The organism is Microcoleus sp. EPA2, from assembly GCA_020882975.1.
Lineage (GTDB): Bacteria > Cyanobacteriota > Cyanobacteriia > Cyanobacteriales > Microcoleaceae > Microcoleus.
Genome location: JAHRFD010000023.1, coordinates 14,220 through 27,625 on the forward strand (window position 1 = coordinate 14,220; position 13,406 = coordinate 27,625).

The window sequence follows — 13,406 nt, forward strand, 5'->3', positions numbered from 1 at the left end:
ATTGAGGATTTGAGATTTGGACACATTCTCAAACCTCAAATCTTTAGGCAACTAATTCACAACTGCCGCCAGCGGCTTCTATTTTTGCCTTAGCACCTGCGGTAAAAGCAGCGGCTCGGACTTGCAGAGGTACATTTAATTCCCCATCTCCTAAGATTTTGAGCGGACCGTCGTCAGTAGTGACGATTTTTGCTTGAATCAAAGAGCTGAGAGTTACTTCTGTGTTTGCTGGCAGCGATGCTAATTTACTGACATTGATGATAGTGTACTCTTTACGGTTCACTAAAGGGAAGCTTTTGAGTTTGGGGAGGCGGCGGTAAAGAGGATTTTGACCTCCTTCAAAACCGGGTCTAGTGCCGCTACCGGCTCTAGATTTTTGACCGCGCATCCCTTTACCAGAGCTCGCGCCTTGACCGGCAGCAATACCTCTACCCAAGCGGCGGGGGCGTTTTGTGGAGCCCGCTTTTGGTCGGGCGTCTTGCAATCTCATAGTTTTGGTAATTGGGTTTGCAGTAGGAAGTGAGTTGTGAGTGAGGTAGTTTTGAGTTTCTGAATTTTTTGATTCTCAACTCAAAACTTGCAGTGTTCCATTGTCTAACCGTAGAGGTTTTCTACTGGAATGCCGCGCTCTTGAGCTACTTCGGATAGGGTACGAAGTGTGGATAGGGCATTGACGGCTGCTCTAGCATTGTTTAATGGATTTCCCGAACCTAGCTGTTTGGCTAGGATGTTGCGGACTCCTGCTAGTTCGAGAACAGTTCTGACTGCTCCCCCTGCAATTACCCCTGTTCCAGGAGATGCCGGTCGCATCATGACTTTGGCTCCGCCGCCAGCACCGTTGATGGGGTGAGGAATTGAGTTAGCTTTGGTCAAAGGCACTTCAATCAGGTGCTTTTTGCCGTCAGCGACGCCTTTTTTAACGGCACCGATGACGTCGCTAGCTTTGCCTACTCCAACCCCAACTTGACCGCGTTCGTTACCGATAATGACTATGGCGCGGAAGCTGAGTTTTTTACCGCCTTTGACTACTTTGGTAACGCGGCGAATCTGAACTACCCGTTCTTGCCATTCGGATTCTTTTTCGCGCGTTTTGTTGTTGCTTTTTTTCTTGTTGCGCTGTTCTTTTTGTTCTGCCATGTTTTGTGCTTGGGGAATTGAGGATTAGTAATTGGTAGTTGGAAAATAGAAATTAACAATTAGGAATTAAGAATTTTATTGTAGATTCTTTTTTCCTTCTTCCTTATTCCTTCTTCCTTATTCCTTCTTCCTTCTTGTTTCTTCCTAAAAGTCTAACCCGGCTTCGCGAGCTGCGTCGGCAAGGGCTTTGACTCTACCGTGGTAGAGGTTGCCTCCGCGATCGAAGACGACTTTGGCTATGCCGACGCTGGAACAGCGTTTGGCTATCAACTGACCTACTTGCACGCTGGCGAAGCAGTTGGCTCCCGAACTGAGAGCTGACTTTAATTCCGGGTCTAGGGTTGACGCGGCGGCTAAAGTGTGCTGGGTGCTGTCGTCGATGACTTGAGCGTAAATGTGCTGTTGCGATCGAAATACCGCTAATCTGGGGCGTTCGGAGGTCCCGAACACCTTGCGCCGCACGCGGCGGTGTCTGCGGTGGACTGATTCTTTGCGAGTAAGCTTCATGTCTACTTCTTACCTGTTTTGCCTGTTTTACCAGCTTTGCGGCGGACGACTTCGCCACTGTAGCGAATGCCTTTGCCCTTGTAGACTTCAGGCGGACGCACTGCGCGGATGCGGGCTGCTGTATTGCCTACGAGTTCTTTGTCAATGCCAGAGACAATGACGTTGGTGTTGCCTTCTACTGCCATGGTGATCCCTTCTGGAGGGAGCATTTCAACGGGCTTGCTGTAACCGACGTTTAAAATCAGGTTCCGTCCTTGAACCTGGGCCCGATAACCTGTACCGATAATTTCCAGACGGCGCTGAAAACCTTGGGATACACCTTCGACCATGTTGGCGACTAGGGTGCGACACAGGCCATGTAGTTGGCGGGCGACGCGAGATTCGTCTCGGCGTGTGACGAGTAAAGTCTCGCCTTCGAGTCCCATCGTGATTTCTGCTGGTATGACTCGTGAAAGTTCACCTTTAGGACCTTTGACGGCTACTTTTTGACCGTCTAGGGTGATGGTGACTTTCGTGGGAATGCTAATCGGACGCTTGCCAATTCGCGACATAGTTTTTGGTCCTTTGTTTTTAGTTATTAGTCCTGGATGATTAGTCTTTAGTGATTAGTCCTTAGTTATTGATTTTTGAGTCTGTTGCCAATGACCATTGACTAATGACTAATGACTAATGACTACCAAACATAACAAAGCACTTCTCCGCCTAAACCTTGGCGGCGGGCTTCTCTATCGGTCATAATGCCACGGTCTGTGGAGATAATGGCTATGCCAATTCCGCCTAAAACTCTGGGCAATTCTTTGCGGTTCGAGTAAACGCGCAGTCCTGGTTTGCTGACTCGCTTAAGTGCCGTAATGATGGGCTTGCGAGTTTTGCCTTTGTACTTGAGAGAAAGCACTAAATGTCGCTTAATCCCTTCTGGTTCTGCTTCTTCAAATTCGCTGATAAAGCCTTCACTTTTGAGGACTTCGGCGATGCTACGGGTCATTTTTGTAGCTGGAATTTGTGTTGTTTGGTGGCGCGCCATGCACGAATTGCGAATGCGCGTCAACATATCTGCTATGGTATCGTTAGCTGCCATGTTTTGCTCCTTACTCTACTGCTTAGTTGTCCCGGAAGGGCATTCCCATTTCTTTGAGCAAGGCGCGTCCTTCTTCGTCGGTGTTTGCTGTGGTGATAATTGAAATGTCCATGCCTCGAATTTGATCGATGCTGTCATATTCTATTTCGGGAAAGATTAGTTGTTCTCTCAGACCCAAGCTGTAGTTGCCACGTCCGTCGAAGCTTTTGGGACTGATGCCGCGAAAGTCTCTGATTCGGGGAAGTGCGAGGTTGATTAGTCGATCGAGAAAATCGTACATCCGCTCTGAGCGTAGCGTCACCATGACACCAACTGGTACTCCTTTGCGGATTTTGAAGCCTGCGATCGCCTTTTTCGCCCGCGTCACCACTGGTTTTTGACCTGTGATGATGCCAATTTCGTTGATGGATGAATCTAGCGCCTTAGCATTTTGAGATGCTTCTCCCAAGCCACGGTTCACGGTGACTTTGACGAGTTTGGGTACTTGATGGATATTAGTATATTTAAACTGATCCATCAGTTTCGGTACTATCTTTTCTTGGTAAAGAACTTTGAGTTTGTCTGGCATTGTTTTTGGCTTTGTTTAACTGTCCCTGGGCTTGGTCAGGGAATTTTTAGTTGTCTGTTGTCTGTTGTCTGTTGTCTGTTGTTAGCTAAGGACTAATGACTAATGACTAAGGACTAAGGACTAATGACTAAGGACTAAGGACTCCTGACTAATTATCGAGGATTTCTCCGGTTTTTTTGAGTTGTCGGAGTTTGCGGCCATCTTCGCTAAAGGTGTAGCAAACACGACTAGCTACTTTTTCTTTTTCGGAGTAGTGCATGACATTGGAGCTATGAATTGGAGCTTCAAATGTAACTACTTTACCCGATTCTCCCTCTTGCTGGGGCTTTACGTGTTTGGTTCTGATATTTACACCTTTAACAATTACTTTGCTGACTTTAGGATAGGTCTTTAAGATTTCTCCGACTTTACCTTTTTCTTTGCCAGTAATTATTTGAACGGTGTCGCCTGCTTTGACGTGCATTCTATGGCGTTGCGGTTCGCTCGTTGCTTTACCCTTTTTTCCGTACATTTTAAAGTACCTCTGGGGCTAAGGAAACAATTTTAGTGAAGTTTTTGTCGCGCAGTTCGCGGGCGACTGGTCCAAAAACGCGAGTGCCTTTAGGATTGCCTTCTGGATTGATAATAACGGCGGCGTTATCGTCAAAACGAATACTCATGCCACTGTCGCGACGCAAAGCTTTGCGGGTTCTGACAATGACTGCCCGGACGACATCGGATTTTTTGACTGCCATATTGGGTATGGCGTCTTTGACGACGGCAATAATGACATCGCCGACTCCGCCGTAGCGACGGTTGCCACCTCCCAATACGCGGATGCACATCAGTTTACGTGCTCCGCTATTGTCGGCGACATTTAGGTATGTCTGGGGTTGAATCATGGTGATTGGTGACTGTTAACTGTTGAGTGTTGATTGTGAATCTGGGATCGGGCGATCGCCAGAATGCAATTAACTGTTAGCCGTTTTTTGTACCGAAAATTTCAGCAACTGTCCAGCGTTTGGTTTTACTCAAAGGGCGGGTTTCAGTGATGCGGACACGATCGCCCGGTTTGCACTTATTTTCTTCGTCGTGAGCTTTGTAACGTTTGGTGCGGACTACGATTTTGCCGTATTTGGTGTGGGAGGAGCGGTTTTCGATTGCCACTACCACAGTTTTGTCCATTTTGTCGCTGACTACTACGCCAACTCGTTCTTTAACTGCCATACCTACCTATTTTTATTGTGCAATTGAGTTTTGTGTAACTGCTGTGCGATTCGGTTGGGCTACTTTTGTCTTTTAGCTGACTGCTGCGGTTGAAGCAGTTGATTAGGCAGTGGTAGACGAAGCTGATTTTGCAGCAGCTTCAGCCGCGATTTGCCGTTCGCGTTCAACAGTCATCAGTTGAGCCAGTCTGTGTTTGGCGTGCTTAAACAGATGGGGCTTGTCTACACGGCCAGTAGCTTGGAATAACCGCAGTTCCATTAGTTGGCGCTTAACGGCTAAAATTTGCTCTGCCACTTCGGCATCGCTTAAATCTCTAGCTTCTTTAATCTTGGATAAAGACATAATTTTGTCGTGGATCGTTAGCGATCGGTCAATGGATTTTAGGTGAGAGATTTGAGGTTGAAAAATCATCCTAAATCTGCTTAAGTTATTTCCCAGAATCTGAGGAGGAAATTAAAGTCCAAAATCGCTATGACTGCTCATCTTCGCGGGTGATGAACTTGGTTTTGATTGGCAACTTAAAGGCTGCCAAACGCATTGCTTCACGGGCAATTTCTTCAGCGACACCGCCAATTTCAAACATTACCCGACCCGGTTTAACAACGGCAACCCAAAACTCAGGTGAACCTTTACCGGAACCCATCCGGGTTTCTGCTGCCCGCTGGGTTACTGGTTTGTCAGGAAAAATGCGAATCCAGATTTTGCCACCCCGGCGGATGTAGCGGGTCATGGCACGCCGTCCGGCTTCTATTTGGCGAGAAGTAATCCAGGCGGGTTCAACAGCTTGGAGCGCGAAGTCACCAAAGCTAACTGTATTGCCGCGGGTGGCAACACCGCACATTCGCCCGCGCTGTTGTTTGCGGAATTTGGTTCTTTTAGGGCTTAACATGGCTGGGGAATTTAGTAATTGGAAATTGGTAATTAGTAATTGGTTGTTGGTAATTGGTAATTGGTTGTGAACCACTGACAATTAACAACGGACAATTAACAGTTAACCACTAGCCTTCGTTGGATCGATCTTCAAATTGCTGGCGACGGCGCTTGTTCTTGGTCCGAGGGGCATCGTTGTTCGGGGCTGCTATTTGTTCCTGTCCAGGAATAATTTCGCCTTTGAAAACCCAAACTTTAATGCCGAGGATACCGTAGATGGTTTGAGCGGTGCAGTAAGAGTAGTCAATATCGGCACGCAAGGTGTGCAGTGGGACTCTTCCTTCCCGCGTCCACTCGGTACGGGCGATTTCTGCACCGTTGAGTCGTCCGCTGACTTGAATTTTGATGCCTTCGATGCCGACTTTTTGAGCGCGGGTAATTGCTTGACGGACTACTCGGCGGAAAGATACGCGCCGTTCTAGCTGCTGAGCGATGTATTCTGCGATCAGAGTGGCATCAGCATCTACCCGTTGGACTTCCACAACGTTGATGCGGATTTGGCGGTTGTTGCCGAGTTGCTGCTGCAAACCGACTCGCAAGGTTTCGATCCCTGCTCCACCACGGCCTACTACCACACCTGGTCTAGCTGTGAACACTTCTAGGTCGATTTGATCGGCTTTGCGCTCAATTCTGACGGAGGAGATACCAGCGTTACTGAGGTTTTTTTGGACGTACTGACGAATTTTGTAGTCTTCTTGCAAGAGTTCGGGATAGTTTCTGGCATCTGCAAACCAGCGGGAGCGGTGCTCTTGGGTTATGCCGAGGCGGAAACCAATTGGATGTATTTTTTGTCCCATAAAAGTTGGTATTTGGTAATTGGTAGTTGGTAATTGGTAATTGGTAATTTGGTTTACCGGTGTTTGCAACTTTTAGCAGTTTTTTACCTATTACCTGTGCTCTTGTTTATTTTTCTAGGAGCGGAGCTACTACCACAGTGATGTGACAGGTTGGCTTGCGAATTTGGTAGGCACGACCTTGAGCGCGGGGTCTAAAGCGCTTGAGGACTGGACCTTGGTCTGCGTAGGCTTGAGAAACTACTAGCTTGGCTTTATCCAATCCCGCGTTGTGTTCGGCGTTTGCTACTGCGGAGCGCAAAACTTTGACAATTGGTTCGCAAGCTCGGTAGGGCATGAATTCTAGTAGAATCAGCGCTTCTTGATAGCTTTTGCCTCGAATTTGATCGAGAACTCGGCGCACTTTGAAGGGCGAGCTTCTAATATAGCGGGCGATCGCCTTTATTTCGGATGTGGTATCTATAGCCATTGCGATTTTTGTAATTGGGAATAAGGTAATTTGAAGGTAATTGGTAATTGGTAATTGTTTGCCGATTACCTCTTACCTGTAACCTAATGGCGGCTATCTCTTGGCCTTTTTGTCACCACTTTTAGCGTGACTTCTAAAGGTGCGAGTAGGAGAAAATTCTCCTAATTTGTGACCCACCATTTGGTCTGTGACGTAGACAGGAACGTGTTGTCTGCCGTTATGAACTGCGATGGTGTGGCCTACCATTTGCGGCAGGATTGTGGAGGCTCGCGACCAAGTTTTAATTAACTGTTTTTGGCCTGTGGAATTGAGTTTCTCGATTTTTGTCATCAGATGGTCTGCGACAAACGGGCCTTTTTTTAATGAACGAGACATGATTTTGGTAATTAGTAATTGGGGATGGGGAATTGGGCTTTGGGCTTTGGGTATTGGGCTTTATAGCATTGGGCATTGGGCATTTGTTAATTGCAATAACTCATTACCTATTACCTATTACCTATTACCCATTACCCATTACCTATTTACCCATTACCTATTAACATTAACTTTGTCTGCCACCCTTGCCGCGCTTGGAAGACTTGCGACGACGGCGGACAATTAAAGCATCGCTTCGCTTGTTTTTGCGTCGGGTTTTGGCACCCAATGCTGGTTTACCCCAAGGTGTGACAGGTCCTGAACGCCCGATGGGAGCTCTGCCTTCACCACCACCGTGCGGGTGGTCTACTGGGTTCATGACGGAACCACGAACTGTTGGTCTGCGACCTTTCCAGCGGGTGCGGCCGGCTTTACCCAGGCTGATGTTTCTAGCATCTATGTTGCCGACTTGACCGATGGTGGCGTAGCAGTTGGCGCGGACTTTGCGCTGTTCGCCGGATGGTAGTTTGAGAGTAACGTAGCTACCTTCTTTTGCCATTAGCTGAGCGCTGGCACCTGCGGAACGGACGATTTGTCCGCCTTTGCCTGGTACTAGCTCAACGTTATGGATGCTTGTACCGAGAGGGATGTTGCTCAGGGGTAGGGCGTTGCCGATTTCGATTGGTGCGTCGGGGCCTGAGACAATGACTGTACCAACGGTTAAGTTCAGTGGATGAAGGATGTACCGTTTTTCGCCGTCTTTGTAGAACACGAGGGCGATACGGGCGTTCCGGTTGGGGTCATACTCGATTTCCTTGACTGTAGCGGGAATGCCGTGTTTGTCGCGACGGAAGTCGATGTCTCTATAAAGGCGCTTGTGACCGCCTCCGCGGTGGCGACAGGTGATGACGCCTCGGTTGTTGCGGCCTTGTTTGGTGTGCTTGTTGCTGGTTAGAGACTTTTCTGGTTCTGATTTAGTAACTTCCGCGAAGTCGGAAACGGTGTGTTCCCTGGTGCTGGAGGTATAAGGTCGGTAAGAACGAATGCCCATAATTTGGTAAGCGGTAGTTGGTAATTGGTAATTGGTAATTGGTAATCGGTAATTGATAATTGGTAATTAGTAATTAGAAGTTGTGAAGTCCGAATTCATCTTTCATACTTTTCAATTACCGATTACCTATTACTGAGTACCCATTACCGATTACCTATTACTAAATTTTAAACTTCTGGGAATAAGAGTTTGCGGAGTGAATCTCCGTCGCTGAGAGTGACGGTGGCACGTTTGTAACAAGGTTTGAAACCGACGAATTTGCCAACTCGACGCTTTTTGCGCGGCGGGTTTTGGGTATTGACACCGGTGACTTTAACCTTAAATAGTTCTTCGATGGCTGCTTTGATTTGAGGCTTGGTCGCTTTGGGGGCTACGTCGAAGGTGAATTGATTTAATTCCATCATTCTGGTAGCTTTCTCAGTGAGAATAGGACGCTGGATCAAATCTGCGTAGTCGCGGGGGTCGATTTTACTCACCGTAAATCTCCTGAATTTTTGCTAGGGCTGTGGATGTGACGATAATTTTGTCAGCGGCCAGAACGTCGTATACATTCAGGGAAGTTGCCAGGATGACGTTCATCAATTCGACGTTGCGTCCTGACAAGTAGACGTTGAGTTGCGGTTCTGGCAAGACTAACAGAACTTTTGTATCGGCTTCGATGCCCCACCGGGCGATCGCATTTAGTAATTCTTTGGTTTTTGGTCTCGGAAATTGCTCTGCAAATTCTTCCACCACAATCAAGTCTTCTGTACGGCTGTAGAATGCTGTCCGCAAAGCGAGACGGCGTTCTCTTTTGTTCATTTTGACTTCAAAGTCTCTGGGTTTTGGTCCGAAGATGACACCGCCACCACGCCACAGGGGAGAACGGATAGAACCTGCTCTGGCTCGGCCTGTTCCTTTTTGCCGCCAGGGTTTGCGGCCACCGCCTCTGACTTCCGATCGAGTTTTGGTGCAAGCATTTCCTTGACGAGCGTTATTGAGTTGCCGCGTCAATGCTCTGTGAACGATGTGAGAGGCATTTTCTTGTTTGGCTACGCGCAATTCGAGAGTTGTTTCTCCAACTTCTTCGCCTTGCCAATTTCGCACTACACAGTTAACCATGTCTTTTGTCCTTTGTCTGTTGTTGTTAGTTGTTAGTTGTTTGTTAGTTGTTATTTGTTATTTGTTATCTGCTACTACTGATAACTAAATCACCCATAACTAATGACTACCGCCCAACTTTTTTCTCAGGTACAACATTGACTAAGGCACCGGCTTTACCGGGAACGGCTCCTTTAATTAGTAGCAGATTCCGCTCTGTATCTACCCGCACAATCGTTAGCTTGCGAACGGTTACTTGAACATTCCCCATCCGTCCTGCCATTCTTTTCCCTGGATAGACGCGGCCGGGGGTTGTTCCAGGTCCGATCGAGCCTGGTTCGCGGTGGTTCTTGGAACCGTGAGACATGGGGCCTCGTTTGAAGTTGTGGCGCTTTTGGAAACCAGCAAAGCCTTTACCGATGCTTGTACCGATCACATCTACTATTTGTCCGGGTGCAAAAGCATCGGCTTTTAGTTGTTGACCTAATTCAAAGGAACTTGTGTCTTCCAATCGGTATTCCTGCAAGTGGCGCAATGGATTCGCCCCGGACTTGGCTAGGTGTCCTAGTTCTGGCTTGTTGAGAGCCTTTGGTTTGACTTCGCTGTATCCAATTTGAACGGCACTGTAGCCGTCTGTTGGTTTTGTTTTAATTTGAGTTACTGTACAAGGCCCTGCTTGAATGACGGTGACGGGGATTGCTTTCCCTTCTGCGTCAAACACTTGAGTCATGCCTAGTTTTGTACCAAGAATGCCTACTGACACGGATTTTTTTTCCTTTTATTTACGCAAGAGGTTTCGGATTGCGAAGTTTTCGTCAATCCGCTTGCTCTTGTGCACAATCATTTATTTGAATGATTCTGCAATTAACTGTTATCAACCAACAGCTTTCCGCGGTGTTTAAAATTTAAATTTTAAATTTGGGAGCTAGCTTGTGGAAGTCTTGCAAGTTTCCAGATTCACAGGCTTCTAGCTGTTGTGTCTGGGAGATTTATTTTGTTCTTGCTTGTTCGTGCCTGGACTTGAGCAGTTAACCACTCAGTATCCTTTACAGCAACGATTCACAATACTATACGAAGTGTTGGCTCTTTGTCAAGGCCGCGATCGGATTTTTTTGACTCAGCTTAAAGATTTATCGAAAATTTGGGTTTAAAACCCCGTCCTTTAGCGTAGCGGAGGACGGATTGACACTTTTGACCAAACAATTTACCATAGTAAATGTAGTGTGGTAAGCAAAATGTTAAAAGCATTCAAGTACAGAATCTATCCGACCGGTGAGCAATCCGTTTTGCTTGCCAAGTCGTTTGGCTGTGCTAGATGGTTTTACAACTACGCTCTCAATCTAACATCCGAAACTTACAAACAAACTGGAAAAGGATTAAGCAGAAACGAAATAATCAAGCTTCTGCCTTCCCTAAAAAAAGAGTATGAGTGGTTAAGCGAAGTCCCATCGCAGGTATTACAGCAAGTCGCTTTAAATCTTTCTAGTGCTTTCCTTAATTTTTTTGAAGGTAGAGCTAAATATCCTAACTTCAAGAAAAAGCAAAATAGGCAGTCGATTAGATTTCCTCAGCACTGTCAGTTAAAAAATGATGTTCTAGTATTACCTAAAATCGGCAAAGTCTATTGCAAAATTTCACGGCAACCCGAGGGAGATTTAAAGTCGGTTACGGTTTCAGTTAATCCATCAGCAGAATATTTTGCATCTTGTCTTTATGATGATGGTCAGGATTTGCCCCAAAAATCATCAGAAGGAAAAGCTATCGGGATAGACGTTGGACTAACCCATTTTGCGATTACATCAGATGGGACTAAACATGGGAACCCTAAATACTATCGTAACTACGAACGAAGATTAGCGAGGAGACAAAAGAAACTTAATCGCAAGCAAAAAGGCTCTAAGAACCGCAATAAAGCTAGAGTTAAAGTTGCTAAAGTTCACTCTAAAATCCTTCGTTGTCGTGAAGATTTTCTCCACAAGCTAAGTCGTAAATTAGTTGACGAAAACCAAGTCATAGTGGTCGAAAATCTAGCCGTCAGCAACATGGTCAAAAACCCTAAACTAGCAAAATCAATTAGTGATGCTGGCTGGGGTCAATTCTGTACTATGTTGAAATACAAGGCTGAATGGGAAGGAAAAATCTATCTAGAAGTTGACAGATTTTTCCCCAGTTCCAAGACCTGTAGTAACTGCTTAAATCGTGTTGATAGTTTGAGAGATATTCGTAGTTGGCAATGCCTTAAGTGTGGAGAAAACCACGATAGAGACATCAATGCCGCTAAGAATATTCGGGATGAAGGGTTACGAATTCTGGCGGTAGGGCATACCGCCACTGCTTCGGGAGGGAGAGTAAGACCAAGTAAAGGCACTGCTTTTGCAAGGCATCTCCCTGTGAATGAAGAATCCCCACGTCTTTAGACTGGGGAGTGTCAAAATACTTGCAGTTCGCACTTGGGCGATACACCAAATTTTCATACAGCAACACAAATTTATGGGATTGATTACGACGGGTTCAGATATGATTCGGGATTTGGAAAAGTCGGGGTCCCTGGCCCTGTATGTTCCGTTGGAGGGAGGTTTTGAGGGACGCTACCTGCGCCGACTCAGGGCTGCGGGCTATGGTGCGTACAACATTACAGCGCGGGGTTTGGGCGATTTGGCGATGTATTTGACGGGGGTGCACGGGGTGCGGCCGCCGCATTTGGGTAAGAAAACCACTGGTAATGAAGCGTCGGTGGGTTATACCTACTACGTGCCACCGATGTTGAAGACTCAATTGGACAATTTGCCTCCGAAAGCAAAAGGACTGGTGCTGTGGATCATTGAAGGGCAGATTTTGTCTAGTCAGGAGGTGGAATATTTAACTATTTTGCCGACGTTAGAACCGCGAGTTAAAATAGCTGTAGAGATGGGGGGCGATCGAGTTTTTAGTTGGAAGCCACTCAAGGATGCTTTAGTTACAGCTTAAATAGGGTTTCAGTCGATCGCCAATCAACTAAAAAACGCAGCGAGCAAGTAAAGCTCAACAGCTTCTGCTCGCTGGTTTCGCTCTTTTTTGAAAAAATTTAATGTAACAGGAAAATTCTCATGCTTCACAACCGAGATTATACCATAATCATTGACAAAAGTGGCAGTATGTACACCAAAGACAAGACTGGGGGCAAAAGTCGGTGGGCGCTGATGCAGGAATCGACGATCGCATTAGCAAATAAATGTGAAGAACTAGACCCTGATGGCATCACAGTTTACTTGTTTTCCGGTCGCTTCAAACGGTACGACAATGTAACAGCAGCGAAAGTAGTACAAATATTCCAAGAAAATGAGCCTTCGGGGACTACGAATTTGGCGATAGTTTTGCAAGATGCTCTCAACAACTATTTTCAGCGAAAAACATCCGGTAAGACTCAGCTAAATGGGGAAACAATATTAGTGGTGACGGACGGAGAACCGGACGATCGCAAAGAAGTAATGAAAACAATTATAGAAGCTTCGCGGAAGCTAGATCGAGATGAAGAATTAGCAATTTCGTTTATCCAAGTCGGGAATGCCCCAGAAGCTACCAAGTTTCTCAAGATATTGGATGACGAACTGCAAAGCGCTGGAGCTAAATTCGATATCGTGGATACTGTAACTATGGACGATATGGAAGGAATGACTCTCACGGAAGTATTGCTGAATGCAATCACTGATTGAACAGGTGAATCAAGTTTAAGGCGATGGTATTTTGGCCGGAGGGCTCAGAAGCATTGTTTAGGGGGGGGTTAAGTAATGGAATCGATCGATCGTTTGTTAGCTGAACTTAGGGCTGAGTATCAAGAATCTCAAAAAAAATCTGCTGAGTTAAAAAGCCAGCAGAGGGTGCAAGCAGAACCGTCTTTGCCAGCTATTGAAACTTCTGGCAAAAATTTGGATTTGGATAATTTCGACCGTGATTTAGCTCAAATTAAGGCTGAATACCAAGCAGAAGACCAAGCTGAAGACTTTGCCAAACAGGAACGGCTTTTGGCTGAAAATGAAGCACAAAATAAAGCTCAGAAAATTCTCCAACAGGAACAGCAGCAGGTGGAAGTAAAAACCCACCGGGAAAAAGTGAGACAAGCTCAAGTTTGGCTGAAGAATTTAAGTAAAGATTCTGATGAGAGATTTTGGTTCGATCAGTTTGCTTTTAAGTATTCTTCGAGGATAGATGCTGCGATCGACTATTTGCAAGTTGTGAATGAGTTTGATTAAATG

The 13,406-nt window shown here is 46.3% G+C and carries 22 protein-coding genes; 4 read left to right on the forward strand and 18 right to left on the reverse strand.

Translation table 11 applies throughout. The features are described from left to right. Positions 1-43: 43 nt before the first annotated feature. From rplO to rplC, 18 genes are all read right to left on the reverse strand, one after another. The gene (gene rplO, locus AAFP14_RS18900; RefSeq protein WP_341733766.1) at positions 44-490 is read right to left on the reverse strand and encodes a 50S ribosomal protein L15; all 447 of its coding nucleotides are present in this window, start codon (positions 488-490) and stop codon (positions 44-46) included. A gap of 104 nt (positions 491-594) precedes the next feature. Further along, positions 595-1,137, reverse strand: a complete 543-nt coding sequence (gene rpsE, locus AAFP14_RS18905) for a 30S ribosomal protein S5 (RefSeq protein WP_340518166.1) — start codon at positions 1,135-1,137, stop codon at positions 595-597. A gap of 144 nt (positions 1,138-1,281) precedes the next feature. Beyond that, the gene (gene rplR, locus AAFP14_RS18910; RefSeq protein WP_340518163.1) at positions 1,282-1,644 is read right to left on the reverse strand and encodes a 50S ribosomal protein L18; all 363 of its coding nucleotides are present in this window, start codon (positions 1,642-1,644) and stop codon (positions 1,282-1,284) included. Between the two features lie 2 nt (positions 1,645-1,646). Further along, entirely contained in the window at positions 1,647-2,195 is a 549-nt protein-coding gene (rplF, locus tag AAFP14_RS18915; protein WP_341733767.1) for a 50S ribosomal protein L6, read from the reverse strand. A 122-nt stretch (positions 2,196-2,317) separates the two neighbouring features. Continuing rightward, positions 2,318-2,722, reverse strand: coding sequence for a 30S ribosomal protein S8 (rpsH, locus tag AAFP14_RS18920; protein ID WP_341733768.1), 405 nt, complete (start codon positions 2,720-2,722; stop codon positions 2,318-2,320). 22 nt (positions 2,723-2,744) lie between these two features. Further along, the gene (gene rplE, locus AAFP14_RS18925; protein WP_340518158.1) at positions 2,745-3,290 is read right to left on the reverse strand and encodes a 50S ribosomal protein L5; all 546 of its coding nucleotides are present in this window, start codon (positions 3,288-3,290) and stop codon (positions 2,745-2,747) included. A 148-nt stretch (positions 3,291-3,438) separates the two neighbouring features. Beyond that, positions 3,439-3,801 carry a 50S ribosomal protein L24 gene (gene rplX, locus AAFP14_RS18930; protein WP_340518156.1) on the reverse strand — a complete coding sequence of 121 codons (363 nt, stop codon included), beginning with the start codon at positions 3,799-3,801 and terminating at the stop codon, positions 3,439-3,441. 1 nt (position 3,802) lies between these two features. Further along, entirely contained in the window at positions 3,803-4,171 is a 369-nt protein-coding gene (gene rplN, locus AAFP14_RS18935; RefSeq protein WP_193973611.1) for a 50S ribosomal protein L14, read from the reverse strand. A gap of 76 nt (positions 4,172-4,247) precedes the next feature. Continuing rightward, a complete protein-coding gene (gene rpsQ / locus AAFP14_RS18940) occupies positions 4,248-4,496 on the reverse strand; it encodes a 30S ribosomal protein S17 (RefSeq protein WP_340518155.1) in 249 nt (82 codons plus the stop codon). A gap of 102 nt (positions 4,497-4,598) precedes the next feature. After that, on the reverse strand, positions 4,599-4,907 hold the full coding sequence (gene rpmC, locus AAFP14_RS18945) for a 50S ribosomal protein L29 (RefSeq protein ID WP_341733769.1): 309 nt from the start codon (positions 4,905-4,907) through the stop codon (positions 4,599-4,601). Between the two features lie 58 nt (positions 4,908-4,965). After that, positions 4,966-5,385, reverse strand: coding sequence for a 50S ribosomal protein L16 (rplP, locus tag AAFP14_RS18950; RefSeq protein ID WP_340518151.1), 420 nt, complete (start codon positions 5,383-5,385; stop codon positions 4,966-4,968). A 109-nt stretch (positions 5,386-5,494) separates the two neighbouring features. After that, entirely contained in the window at positions 5,495-6,223 is a 729-nt protein-coding gene (gene rpsC, locus AAFP14_RS18955; protein ID WP_341733770.1) for a 30S ribosomal protein S3, read from the reverse strand. A 106-nt stretch (positions 6,224-6,329) separates the two neighbouring features. Beyond that, on the reverse strand, positions 6,330-6,689 hold the full coding sequence (rplV, locus tag AAFP14_RS18960; RefSeq protein WP_341733771.1) for a 50S ribosomal protein L22: 360 nt from the start codon (positions 6,687-6,689) through the stop codon (positions 6,330-6,332). Positions 6,690-6,782: 93 nt separating this feature from the next. Beyond that, positions 6,783-7,064, reverse strand: a complete 282-nt coding sequence (gene rpsS / locus AAFP14_RS18965) for a 30S ribosomal protein S19 (protein ID WP_341733772.1) — start codon at positions 7,062-7,064, stop codon at positions 6,783-6,785. A 166-nt stretch (positions 7,065-7,230) separates the two neighbouring features. Then, on the reverse strand, positions 7,231-8,094 hold the full coding sequence (gene rplB / locus AAFP14_RS18970; RefSeq protein ID WP_341733773.1) for a 50S ribosomal protein L2: 864 nt from the start codon (positions 8,092-8,094) through the stop codon (positions 7,231-7,233). A 167-nt stretch (positions 8,095-8,261) separates the two neighbouring features. Next, a complete protein-coding gene (locus AAFP14_RS18975; protein WP_340518140.1) occupies positions 8,262-8,570 on the reverse strand; it encodes a 50S ribosomal protein L23 in 309 nt (102 codons plus the stop codon). Then, on the reverse strand, positions 8,563-9,195 hold the full coding sequence (rplD, locus tag AAFP14_RS18980) for a 50S ribosomal protein L4 (RefSeq protein ID WP_340518138.1): 633 nt from the start codon (positions 9,193-9,195) through the stop codon (positions 8,563-8,565). The genes AAFP14_RS18975 and rplD overlap by 8 nt, the downstream gene beginning before the upstream one ends. Before the next feature lie 106 nt (positions 9,196-9,301). Then, on the reverse strand, positions 9,302-9,937 hold the full coding sequence (rplC, locus tag AAFP14_RS18985; protein ID WP_341733774.1) for a 50S ribosomal protein L3: 636 nt from the start codon (positions 9,935-9,937) through the stop codon (positions 9,302-9,304). A gap of 472 nt (positions 9,938-10,409) precedes the next feature. Here rplC and AAFP14_RS18990 point away from each other — a divergent pair, with 472 nt between their 5' ends. From AAFP14_RS18990 to AAFP14_RS19005, 4 genes are all read left to right on the forward strand, one after another. Beyond that, complete coding sequence (locus tag AAFP14_RS18990; protein WP_341733775.1) at positions 10,410-11,591, forward strand: RNA-guided endonuclease InsQ/TnpB family protein; 1,182 nt, start codon at positions 10,410-10,412, stop codon at positions 11,589-11,591. A 73-nt stretch (positions 11,592-11,664) separates the two neighbouring features. Continuing rightward, on the forward strand, positions 11,665-12,141 hold the full coding sequence (ndhN, locus tag AAFP14_RS18995; RefSeq protein ID WP_341733776.1) for an NAD(P)H-quinone oxidoreductase subunit N: 477 nt from the start codon (positions 11,665-11,667) through the stop codon (positions 12,139-12,141). Positions 12,142-12,260: 119 nt separating this feature from the next. Then, positions 12,261-12,866: a vWA domain-containing protein gene (locus AAFP14_RS19000; RefSeq protein WP_341733777.1), complete on the forward strand. Its 606-nt coding sequence runs from the start codon at positions 12,261-12,263 to the stop codon at positions 12,864-12,866. Positions 12,867-12,941: 75 nt separating this feature from the next. Then, positions 12,942-13,403: a salt stress protein, Slr1339 family gene (locus AAFP14_RS19005; RefSeq protein WP_341733778.1), complete on the forward strand. Its 462-nt coding sequence runs from the start codon at positions 12,942-12,944 to the stop codon at positions 13,401-13,403. The last annotated feature ends 3 nt before the right edge of the window (positions 13,404-13,406 follow it).

Coding starts and splice junctions, on each gene's coding strand:
- rpsQ (WP_340518155.1), bottom strand. CDS start 4,496: ATGGCAGTTAAAGAACGAGTTGGCGTAGTAGTCAGCGACAAAATGGAC.
- rplV (WP_341733771.1), bottom strand. CDS start 6,689: ATGGCTATAGATACCACATCCGAAATAAAGGCGATCGCCCGCTATATT.
- rplO (WP_341733766.1), bottom strand. CDS start 490: ATGAGATTGCAAGACGCCCGACCAAAAGCGGGCTCCACAAAACGCCCC.
- rplD (WP_340518138.1), bottom strand. CDS start 9,195: ATGGTTAACTGTGTAGTGCGAAATTGGCAAGGCGAAGAAGTTGGAGAA.
- rplX (WP_340518156.1), bottom strand. CDS start 3,801: ATGTACGGAAAAAAGGGTAAAGCAACGAGCGAACCGCAACGCCATAGA.
- AAFP14_RS19000 (WP_341733777.1), top strand. CDS start 12,261: ATGCTTCACAACCGAGATTATACCATAATCATTGACAAAAGTGGCAGT.
- rplP (WP_340518151.1), bottom strand. CDS start 5,385: ATGTTAAGCCCTAAAAGAACCAAATTCCGCAAACAACAGCGCGGGCGA.
- rpsH (WP_341733768.1), bottom strand. CDS start 2,722: ATGGCAGCTAACGATACCATAGCAGATATGTTGACGCGCATTCGCAAT.
- rplE (WP_340518158.1), bottom strand. CDS start 3,290: ATGCCAGACAAACTCAAAGTTCTTTACCAAGAAAAGATAGTACCGAAA.
- AAFP14_RS18990 (WP_341733775.1), top strand. CDS start 10,410: ATGTTAAAAGCATTCAAGTACAGAATCTATCCGACCGGTGAGCAATCC.
- rplB (WP_341733773.1), bottom strand. CDS start 8,094: ATGGGCATTCGTTCTTACCGACCTTATACCTCCAGCACCAGGGAACAC.
- rpmC (WP_341733769.1), bottom strand. CDS start 4,907: ATGATTTTTCAACCTCAAATCTCTCACCTAAAATCCATTGACCGATCG.
- rplF (WP_341733767.1), bottom strand. CDS start 2,195: ATGTCGCGAATTGGCAAGCGTCCGATTAGCATTCCCACGAAAGTCACC.
- rplN (WP_193973611.1), bottom strand. CDS start 4,171: ATGATTCAACCCCAGACATACCTAAATGTCGCCGACAATAGCGGAGCA.
- rpsS (WP_341733772.1), bottom strand. CDS start 7,064: ATGTCTCGTTCATTAAAAAAAGGCCCGTTTGTCGCAGACCATCTGATG.
- rplR (WP_340518163.1), bottom strand. CDS start 1,644: ATGAAGCTTACTCGCAAAGAATCAGTCCACCGCAGACACCGCCGCGTG.
- ndhN (WP_341733776.1), top strand. CDS start 11,665: ATGGGATTGATTACGACGGGTTCAGATATGATTCGGGATTTGGAAAAG.
- AAFP14_RS19005 (WP_341733778.1), top strand. CDS start 12,942: ATGGAATCGATCGATCGTTTGTTAGCTGAACTTAGGGCTGAGTATCAA.
- rpsC (WP_341733770.1), bottom strand. CDS start 6,223: ATGGGACAAAAAATACATCCAATTGGTTTCCGCCTCGGCATAACCCAA.
- rpsE (WP_340518166.1), bottom strand. CDS start 1,137: ATGGCAGAACAAAAAGAACAGCGCAACAAGAAAAAAAGCAACAACAAA.